Origin of the sequence: Bergeriella denitrificans NBRC 102155, from assembly GCF_001592185.1 — a bacterium.
GTDB classification, from domain to species: Bacteria; Pseudomonadota; Gammaproteobacteria; order Burkholderiales; family Neisseriaceae; genus Neisseria; species Neisseria denitrificans.
In genome coordinates this window covers 1-9438 of the sequence record NZ_BCWL01000072.1, presented here as the reverse complement: position 1 = coordinate 9438, position 9438 = coordinate 1, and the positions used below count along the sequence as shown (strand labels likewise).

At 54.3% G+C, this 9438-nt stretch carries 8 protein-coding genes; 1 reads left to right on the top strand and 7 read right to left on the bottom strand.

What is annotated here, in order from left to right; all coding sequences use genetic code 11:
- Nucleotides 1-74 precede the first annotated feature (74 nt).
- From BDE01S_RS05505 to BDE01S_RS05480, 6 genes are all read right to left on the bottom strand, one after another.
- Nucleotides 75-659 (bottom strand): aminodeoxychorismate/anthranilate synthase component II, encoded by a 585-nt coding sequence (locus BDE01S_RS05505; protein ID WP_066078412.1) that lies wholly within the window; start codon nt 657-659, stop codon nt 75-77.
- Nucleotides 660-965: 306 nt separating this feature from the next.
- The gene (locus BDE01S_RS05500) at nt 966-1997 is read right to left on the bottom strand and encodes a hypothetical protein (RefSeq protein WP_147283875.1); all 1032 of its coding nucleotides are present in this window, start codon (nt 1995-1997) and stop codon (nt 966-968) included.
- A 179-nt stretch (nt 1998-2176) separates the two neighbouring features.
- A complete protein-coding gene (gene infB, locus BDE01S_RS05495; RefSeq protein ID WP_066078407.1) occupies nt 2177-4978 on the bottom strand; it encodes a translation initiation factor IF-2 in 2802 nt (933 codons plus the stop codon).
- Between the two features lie 11 nt (nt 4979-4989).
- Nucleotides 4990-6486, bottom strand: coding sequence for a transcription termination factor NusA (gene nusA / locus BDE01S_RS05490; protein WP_066078403.1), 1497 nt, complete (start codon nt 6484-6486; stop codon nt 4990-4992).
- A gap of 27 nt (nt 6487-6513) precedes the next feature.
- On the bottom strand, nt 6514-6945 hold the full coding sequence (gene rimP / locus BDE01S_RS05485; RefSeq protein WP_066078400.1) for a ribosome maturation factor RimP: 432 nt from the start codon (nt 6943-6945) through the stop codon (nt 6514-6516).
- A 211-nt stretch (nt 6946-7156) separates the two neighbouring features.
- A complete protein-coding gene (locus BDE01S_RS05480) occupies nt 7157-7936 on the bottom strand; it encodes a ferredoxin--NADP reductase (protein WP_066078397.1) in 780 nt (259 codons plus the stop codon).
- A gap of 221 nt (nt 7937-8157) precedes the next feature.
- Between BDE01S_RS05480 and BDE01S_RS05475 the strand changes: the two genes are divergently transcribed.
- The gene (locus tag BDE01S_RS05475; protein ID WP_255265795.1) at nt 8158-8682 is read left to right on the top strand and encodes an ACP-like domain-containing protein; all 525 of its coding nucleotides are present in this window, start codon (nt 8158-8160) and stop codon (nt 8680-8682) included.
- 66 nt (nt 8683-8748) lie between these two features.
- On the opposite strand, the gene gloA is transcribed toward BDE01S_RS05475, so the two are convergent.
- Nucleotides 8749-9162 (bottom strand): lactoylglutathione lyase, encoded by a 414-nt coding sequence (gene gloA, locus BDE01S_RS05470; protein ID WP_066078391.1) that lies wholly within the window; start codon nt 9160-9162, stop codon nt 8749-8751.
- Nucleotides 9163-9438: the final 276 nt, after the last annotated feature.

Genomic DNA, 9438 nt, shown 5'->3' with positions numbered 1-9438 from the left:
AAGATGATGATTTTTCAGACGGCCTGTACGGCTTTATCCGCTGACAGGCCGTCTGAAAATCTGTAGTAATGCGCCTAGGCGGCTTTGAATGAACGAAATTCTTCCAAAAAATTCCGCAACATATCGTGGCCGTGTTCGGTCAGCAGGGCTTCGGGGTGGAACTGTACGCCTTCGATGGCATAATCTTTGTGGCGCACGCCCATGATTTCGCCGTCTTCCGTCCACGCCGTGACCTCCAGACAGTCGGGCAGCGTGTGGCGGTCAATCACCAAGCTGTGGTAGCGCGTGCAGGTCACGGGGTTGGGCAGGTCTTTAAACATACCCACGCCGCGATGCTGCACGGGCGAGACTTTACCGTGCATCAGCGTTTGCGCACGCACGATGTCGCCGCCGAAGGCTTCGCCTATGGTTTGGTGGCCGAGGCAGACGCCCATAATCGGCAGTTTACCCGCAAAATGCTGCATGGCGGCAACGGAAATGCCCGCTTCTTTCGGCGAACACGGGCCGGGGCCGATAACGAGATACTGCGGGCGGAGCGCTTCGATTTCCGCCAGCGTGATGTCGTCGTTGCAGCGCACCACTACTTCTTCGCCCAGCTCGGCGAAATATTGCACGATGTTGTAGGTGAAACTGTCGTAGTTGTCGATAAAGAGTAGCATTGAATACCTAATGATTTGATTTATATAAATTAGTTTTTATATATCTTGGCTTATACCCCCAATCGCACCCCCAAATTTACTTGCTTGACTTTAACCATTCAGAAATTTCAGACGGCCTGCCGTCATAGATTGGGATAAACCTTTTATTAAGCCATTTTCTGGCAGGAGTTCGTGAACGGGATTTTCTTTGGCATCAAGATACCCACTCTAGGTCTGTCGGCAACGCTTACCAACAAGCAGTCAAGCCGTCTGAAAATCCGCTTGGCGGCCAAATCGGTTATCAACCTGCGCCACAACTTATTCCATTTAATGCACGGCCGACGGGCCGAATAAATATTCCAATGTGCTTTGATAATGACTGTTGCCGTTGCGCTCGTCCAGCTCTTTGGCCAAGCCCCGTGCGGCCGCTTGCGCGTCTTCGTTAAAGGGGGCGACCGCAAGCAGGTAGTCCAAGCCATATAAGACATTGTTTTTACCGGCGTTGTGCATTTCTTCCGCATATTCGTCCATAAAATCGGCAGCCTCTTCATGCTTGCCCAAGCGGAAACACAGTACGGCCAAAGGCGCGAGTAAGAAGGAAAAGTTTTGGTTTTCTTCGGTAATGTGTTCCATCGCGCGCTGCAACAGCGAATAGGCTTCTTGCTCGCGGCCGAGTTTAATCATGCTGTCGATTACGGGCGCATAGCTGATATGCGGCACTTCGCCGCAAATCAGATGACCGGAAAGAACCGGTTCGGCACATTCCAATACTTTGGCATGTTCGCCGATAAAATGGTAATACTCAATCAGGCTGCTTTGCTCGCAAGCTTCGCAATCGCTGCTTTCATCGTCCGCGGCGTTCTGCCATGCCTGAAAATGCCGGCGTGCGGCTTCTGCCTCGCCCATGTGGATGCTTTGCAGCATCAGACATTTTTCCACGGCTGCCGCGCCCAAATGCCCTTCTTCATGCAGAGCGGCCAGCAATTCGTTGGCGTTGGCAATATCTTCCTGCGTCAACGACACATCCAGCGGCAGGCGCGCGACAATCCATTTGTGTTCCCAAAAGCATTCAATCAGTCCTTCTATTGCAAGCGCTTCTTCTTCGCTGCCGTCTTCACTTTCGGCATAGCGTTGGCGGAAATGCTGCGTCAGCCAGGTCAGGCAGTGCATCTGGAAACCTGCGCCGAACAGATTGCAGCTCTCCTCATCTCTGACCACAAATTCGCAAACGGCGCGCGCGCTGTCGTCATCACCTGCTTCGACTGCCTGATTAAACGCTTCTATGGCAGCCTGCTGACGCTCGTAGCTATCGGTCAGGTCGCTTAGAGCGTTCCGGTTAAATGGGGATGCTTGATTCATAACAGAACTCACTGAATAAAAAGTTGCAGGCGGCAAAATGCCAACCGCTCAATCATGGCATATTTTACCGCCTTTTTCCAGTTGATTTTACCGAAAGCGACAAAGGCTGCGCATAGACGGCGAGCGCAAAAAAGCCGTCTGAAAACGGCTTTTTCAGACGGCTTTGACCGGTTAGGGGCTTACAGCGAACGCGCTACTTCGACAATATCGAAGCACTCGAGCTGGTCGCCTTCCATGATTTCATTGTAGCCTTTAATCATCAGGCCGCACTCGAAGCCCATTTTGACTTCTTTCACGTCGTCTTTATAGCGTTTGAGTGATGACAGCTCGCCGGTATGGATGACCACGTTGTTGCGGATCAGGCGGATATGGGAATCGCGCTTGACCACGCCGTCGGTCACCATACAGCCCGCAATATTGCCGACTTTGGATACGCTGATGACTTGGCGGATTTCCACGGTACCGGTCACCTGCTCTTTCTCTTCCGGAGAGAGCATGCCGCTCATGGCCGCCTTCACATCGTCGATGGCATCGTAAATGATGTTGTAGTAGCGGATTTCCACGTTTTCATTTTCGGCCAGTTTACGCGCGGAAGCGTCTGCGCGCACGTTAAAGCCGATGATGAACGCGCCGGAAGCAATCGCCAGATTGACGTCGCTCTCGGTAATGCCGCCGACACCGCTGTGCAATACGTTGACTTTCACCTCGTCGGTAGACAGTTTTTTCAGACTGCCTGACAATGCCTCGTAAGAACCTTGTACGTCGGCTTTGATGATAACCGACAAAGACTGCGCTTGGTTTTCGCCCATGTTGTTGAACATGTTTTCCAACTTGGCAGCCTGCTGCTTGGCCAAACGCACATCGCGGTATTTGCCTTGACGGAACAGGGCGATTTCGCGCGCTTTTTTCTCGTCGGCCAGCACCATAGCATCTTCACCGGCATTCGGCACGTCCGACAAGCCCAAAACTTCCACCGGAATCGACGGCCCCGCTTCCGTAATCGGCTTACCGTTTTCATCGTTCATGGCGCGAATCTTACCGAACGCCGTACCGGCAAGCAGCATATCGCCCTTACGCAGCGTACCGCTTTGCACCAGCAGAGTCGCCACCGCGCCGCGTCCTTTATCCAAACGCGCTTCAACGATAATGCCTTTGGCCGGTGCCTCGGCAGGCGCAGTCAGCTCCAATACCTCTGCTTCAAGCAATACCGCTTCCAGCAAAGCATCGATATTGATACCCTGTTTGGCCGATACATCGACAAACTGGGTCGAGCCGCCCCAATCGTCGGGAATCACTTCATGCGCGGTCAGTTCTTGGCGGATACGCTCCGGATTGGCGGAATCCTTATCGATTTTGTTGACGGCAACCACAATCGGCACACCCGCCGCTTTCGCGTGGGCAATCGCTTCGATGGTTTGCGGCATCACGCCGTCGTCGGCGGCCACGACCAGAATCACGATATCGGTCGCTTTCGCACCGCGCGCGCGCATGGCGGTAAACGCTTCGTGACCCGGCGTATCCAAGAAAGTAATCACGCCGCGCGGCGTTTTCACATGATACGCACCGATATGCTGGGTAATGCCGCCCGCTTCTCCCTGCACCACTTTCGCGCGGCGGATATAGTCGAGCAGCGAGGTTTTGCCGTGGTCGACGTGACCCATTACCGTTACCACCGGCGGACGCGGCAGCTGCTCGGCATCGGTATGTTCCGCACCCTCTTCCAAGAAAGCCTCCGGATCGTCGGCGGCGGCAGGTTTGCCGATATGGCCCAGCTCTTCCACCACAATCAGAGCAGTATCTTGGTCGATGGATTGGTTGATGGTGACCATCATGCCCATCTTCATCAAGGCTTTGACCACTTCCACGCCCTTCACGGCCATTTTGTGCGCCAAGTCGGCAACGGTAATGGTTTCAGGCACCAAAACTTCATGCACCACCGGCTCGGTCGGTGCTTGGAAAGCGTGTTGGTTCGGCTCCAGCTTGAGCTGTTTCTTGCCTTTCTTGCCGCCGCGCACGCGGTCGTCATGACCTGCGCCTTGATTGCGGCCTTTACCGCCTTTACCGCCGCGCGGACGTGCGTCCATATCGTCGCGGTTGTGGCGTTCGTCTTTTTTATTGCGTGCCGGCGCGGCTGAACCGGTATCGGCAGGCGCGGCTTTTTCAGACGGCTTGGAAGGCTTGGCGGTACGCAGCTCGGCGGCTTTGGCTTCCTTGGCGGTTTTGGCTTCGGCGGCAGCCTGTACTTTAGCGGCTTCGCGACGCGCTTGGCGCTCTTGTTTTTCTTTCAACAAGGCTTCCTGATGGGCGCGCAAAGCGGCGGCGCGGCGCTCTTCTTCGGCGCGGCGCTCGGCTTCTTCTGCATTCACCACAGGCTGCGGTACAGCCGGAGCAGCGGCGGCCTTGGCAGGCTCTTTGCCTTTCGCGGCTTTTTCCGACTTCGGCTTGGCCGCTTTCGGCGCGGCTTTGGCTTCCTCGGCCGGTTTTTCTTCTGCTTTGGCTTCGGCAGCAGCCGGTTTGGCTTCTTTAGCCGCTTTCAACTTGGCGGCTTCCGCTTCGGCTTCTGCCTTAGCTTTGGCACGGGCGGCTTCTGCTTCAGCCTCGGCAGCCGCTTTGGCCGCTTCTGCTTCGGCATTTTCCGCCGCACGCGCTTCCTGGGCGGCTTTCTGCGCTTCGGCTTTCGCTTTGGCTTCCGCCGCCAGCTCTTCCGCCGAAGGAATGGTTACCGCGCGGCTTTTGCGGCGGGTTTCCACCTTCACACCGGCAACGGTGCTGACTTCGGTTTTGGTGCGGCTGATGCTGATGGGCGCGCTGTCCACGCCGTTTTTCTTCTGCAGATAGGCATTGAGCAGTTTTTTGTCTTCCAGCGTCAGCGTGTCGCTGCCGCTGCTTTTGCTCACACCGGCGCTTTTCAACTGCTGCAGCAAATCTTCCACGGGTCTTTTCAAATCGGCGGCAAATTGTTCTACTGTTGTGTTACTCATCTATTACCCCCTTAGTTGTTTTCGGTGAACCAATGTTCGCGGGCGGCCAAAATCACTTGCTTGGCCTCTTCTTCGGTCACACCGGTAATTTCAATCAGCTCGTCCACCGACAGCTCCGCCAAATCGTCGCGGTTTGTGATGCCGGCCTGCGCCAAATCGCGCAGCATATCGGAATCGACGCCCTCAAGGTTGCGCATATCTTCGGATACATCTTCCAGCTTCTCTTCGGAAGCGATGGCCAGCGTCAAGACGGCATCGCGCGCGCGGTTACGCAGGGCTTCCACGGTATCTTCGTCGAAACCGTCGATTTCCAGCAGCTCGGATACAGGCACATAAGCCACTTCTTCCAAAGTCGCGAAGCCTTCCTGTACCAATACATTGGCGGTTTCCTCATCCACATTCAGATGCTCGATAAAGAGGTTGCGGATAACCGCATCTTCGGCCGCATTGCGCTCATCGGCTTCGGCCACAGTCATGATATTCAGCTGCCAGCCGGTCAGATCCGATGCCAGGCGCACGTTTTGGCCGCCGCGGCCGATGGCCAGCGCCAATTGGTCTTCGGCCACAATCACATCAACCGAATGCTTGTCTTCATCAATCAGAATGCGGGTCACTTCCGCAGGCGACAGCGCGTTAATCACAAACTGCGCGGTTTCCGGCGACCACAGCACCACATCGATGCGTTCGCCCGACAATTCGTTGCTCACCGCATTGACGCGCGAGCCGCGCACGCCGATACAGGTACCCTGCGGGTCGATGCGCTGGTCGTTGGCTTTCACCGCCACTTTAGCGCGTTGGCCCGGATCGCGGGCAACTTCGCGGATTTCCAGCAGGCCGTCTGCAATTTCAGGCACTTCCTGTTCGTACAGCTTAGTCAGGAAATCACCGGAAGTACGGCTCAAAATCACCTGCTTGCGGCCGGTATTGCCGATTTCGTCCACACGCAAAAACAGCGCGCGCACGCGGTCGCCGTTGCGGAAATTCTCACGCGGAATCATTTGGTCGCGCGGCAGCAGGGCGTCCAAACGGCCGATTTCGATAATCGTACCGTGGCGCTCCACGCGCTTAACCGTACCCATAATGATGTCTTCACGGTTGGCCAAGAACTCGCTCAAAATCTGCTCGCGCTCGGCATCGCGGATGCGTTGCAGAATGATTTGCTTGGCGGTTTGCGCAGCTTGGCGGCCGAAACCTTCGTTTTCCAGCTGCTCTTCGTAGTATTCGCCGATTTGGATGGTCGTACCCGGGATTTCCTCTTGGATTTCCTCGATGGTTTTTTCCACATCGGGATAGGTGTAATCTTCATCCGCCACAATCAGCCAGCGGCGGAAGGTGCGGTATTCGCCGGTATCGCGGTCGATTTCCACGCGCACATCCATATGCTCGCGGTCGGCCTTTTTCTTGGCTGCGGTCGATAAGGCAAACTCCAAGGCTTGGAATACCACTTCCGCTTCTACGTTTTTCTCACTGGCCAAGGCTTCGGCCAACTGCAACATTTCGCGACTCATTTCAGAATCTCCATAGAATATTTGTTTTTAAAACTTGAATTCGGGGCGCAGACGGGCTTTGTCGATATTGCCGATTTCAATCTCGGCGGTTTTGCCGTCGAACGATATGGTGACCACATCGTTTTCACATTTTTCGATGCGACCGATGAAATTTTTTTGTCCCTCAATCGGCAGGCGGGTTTTGATTTTGGCCTGCTCGCCGGCAAAGCGCACGAAATCGGCGGCTTTTTTCAGCGGTCGGTCCAAGCCCGGGCTGGAAATTTCCAGGCGCTTGTAATCGATGTCTTCCACCATAAACACGCGGCTCAGATGATTGCTGACCGTCGCGCAGTCTTCAACGGTAATTCCGCCTTCCTTATCGATAAACACGCGCAAATCGCCCTGCGCCGTCAGCTCGAAATCCACCAGCTCGTAGCCCAAACCCGGCAAAGTCTTATCCAAAATATGTTGAATATCCATGCTGCTCCAAAGTACAAAAACAAAAAAATGGCCCCGTGGCCATTTTTCGTGAAATCTGAAAAATTTCCTTATTATAACTGTTTTCATGCCAAAAGAAAAGCGTTGATTTGGCGGATATTTTCAAAGAAAGCAGGACATCCCTCTGGAAAATAAAAAGCCGGGGCAACCGCCCGGCTTGAATCTTCATATATAGCTATAGTCAGAAAATCTTTTAAAACCCGTTTTCCATCATAATCTGCCCGGGCTCGCGGTTGCGGTGCATGGCGAAACCCAAGTCCAGCAGGGCTTGGAAGGTGTCTTTGACCATGGCGGGGTTGCCGCAGACCATAAAACGGGTATCGGCTTGGTTGAAACCGTAGCCCAAGGCTTCGGACAGTGCGCCGCTTGTCAGCAATTCGGGGATGCGCTTCAGGTTTAATGCGCCTGCGGTTTCGGCGCGGGTGGTGACGGGGATAAAGCGGAATTTGTCGAAATATTCTTCAATCAAGGGATGTTCGCGCAGGGCGGCCAGCCGCTCGTTGAAAATCAGCTCTTCGGTAAAGGATACGGAGTGAACCAGCGCCAGACGTTCGAAGCGCTGCCAGATTTCGGGCTGCTCCAAGATGGATAAAAACGGGGCGATGCCTGAGCCGGTGCACAGCATCACCAAGTCTTTGCCGTCGGGGAAACGCTCGGGCAGCAAAAAGCCGGTGGCGTTTTTATCCAGCAGCACGGTATCGCCCGCCTGCATGGCGGCGAATTTGGCCGACATCGGCCCGCCTTCGATCAATACGGCGAAATATTCCAGCGTGTCGGCATATTCGGCGGAGACAACGGAATAGGCGCGCCAGATAAAGCCCTCGCCGTCGCGAAAGCCGAGGCGGGAAAACTGCCCGGCGGCAAAGCGGTAGGACTCGGGGCGGCTGATGGCGAAGGTCATCAGTTTCGGTGTATGGTGTTTGACCCACAATACCTGCTCTTCGGTGAATTTGGCTTCTGGCGAGGCGGCCATGCGGTTTCCTTTTAAATGCGGATAGAAAATGCGTATTATAGGATAAGGCCGTCTGAAAACCAAAGCCCTGCGGCCTGCGGGCGGCGGTTTCTCCGAGTTTTGGCGTATTTTTACCTGATTTCAAGCAGCTTTGCTTTTTTTCAACTGTTTTCTGTTAAAGTGAAAACAAGTGGCTGCCGTTGCTGCGGTAGTGCCTATTCCGTAACAGCCATAAAGGAGCGATGATGACGAATACCCGTTTGAAATGGATTGTACCGGCCGTATTGGCGGCTGCCGCCCTGTCTGCCTGCAGCAGCACCACGCCGCAGAAAAGCGCGCAAAAAACGCAGCCCGTCCAGCCTGCCGCACAGGCGCAACTGGTCAGCGCGCCGCCTACGGTAAGGGTGGACAATGTGGATGCAACCAAAGAAGCGGTTTACAAATGCGGCGCGGAAACGCTGAATGTGATGTACGGCATCAAGGGCAAAGACGTAGTTGTGGCGCAGGTAAAATATAAAGATATCCTGACCCCGGGTCTGTTCCGCGTGAGCAATGTATCGGGCGCCAATGCGTTCTGGGGCAACGGCATTTCCTGGACAACCGAAGCCGCCGATGCGGCCAATGTTACCAAGGTCAACGGCCGTATGCTGACGCAGGCCATGGTGGTTAATGTGAACGGCCGCCAAACGGAAAACAATGTTGTGCTGTTTAAAGGCTGTGCGCTCGACAAAGCGGCTACCGCCAAATTGAACCGCGCGAAGAAATAAATCTGCCGCATAAAAAAGCCGTCTGAAAATTACGTTTTTCAGACGGCTTTTTTGCTGTGATGCGGCTTATTTATCGTATTTAACCGAATCGTTGCCGCTGTTTTTCTGGATAAATTCGATTTTGTAGCCGTCGGGGTCTTCCACGAAAGCAATCACGGTGGTACCGTGCATCATCGGGCCGGCTTCGCGCGTTACCTTGCCGCCGCGCTGTTTCACCAGCTCGCAGGCGGCATAAGCATCTTCCACTTCGATGGCGATGTGGCCGTAGCCGCTGCCCAAATCGTAGCTTTCGGTATCCCAGTTGTGGGTCAGCTCAATCACGGTATGATCGGCTTCGTCGCCGTAGCCGACAAATGCCAGCGAAAAGCGGCCTTCCGGATAGTCGTGTTGACGCAAAAGCTGCATGCCCAATACGTTTTGGTAGAAGTTTAAAGACTGCTCGAGATTGCCGACGCGCAGCATGGTGTGAAGCATCCGCATGGTGTGTCCTTTCCTGATGGTTGTCTTGCATCGTCATGCCGGTAGCCTGACGGTATATTGGTTAGAAGGCGATTGTAGCACAAGTCTGCCGATACTCTGCCGCCGCCATCATTTTTCCGCATGCGCCGCATTGAAAAAATTAATATATTAAACGCAGGATTGGATATTGAATTTCATCTGAAATTTGGTTATAAAGGCATCGTTAATTTTTATTTACATATAGTCGTAGAACTTATAGTCGTAGAACTTAAATCCTGCTACTGCGTTGGCTCGCCC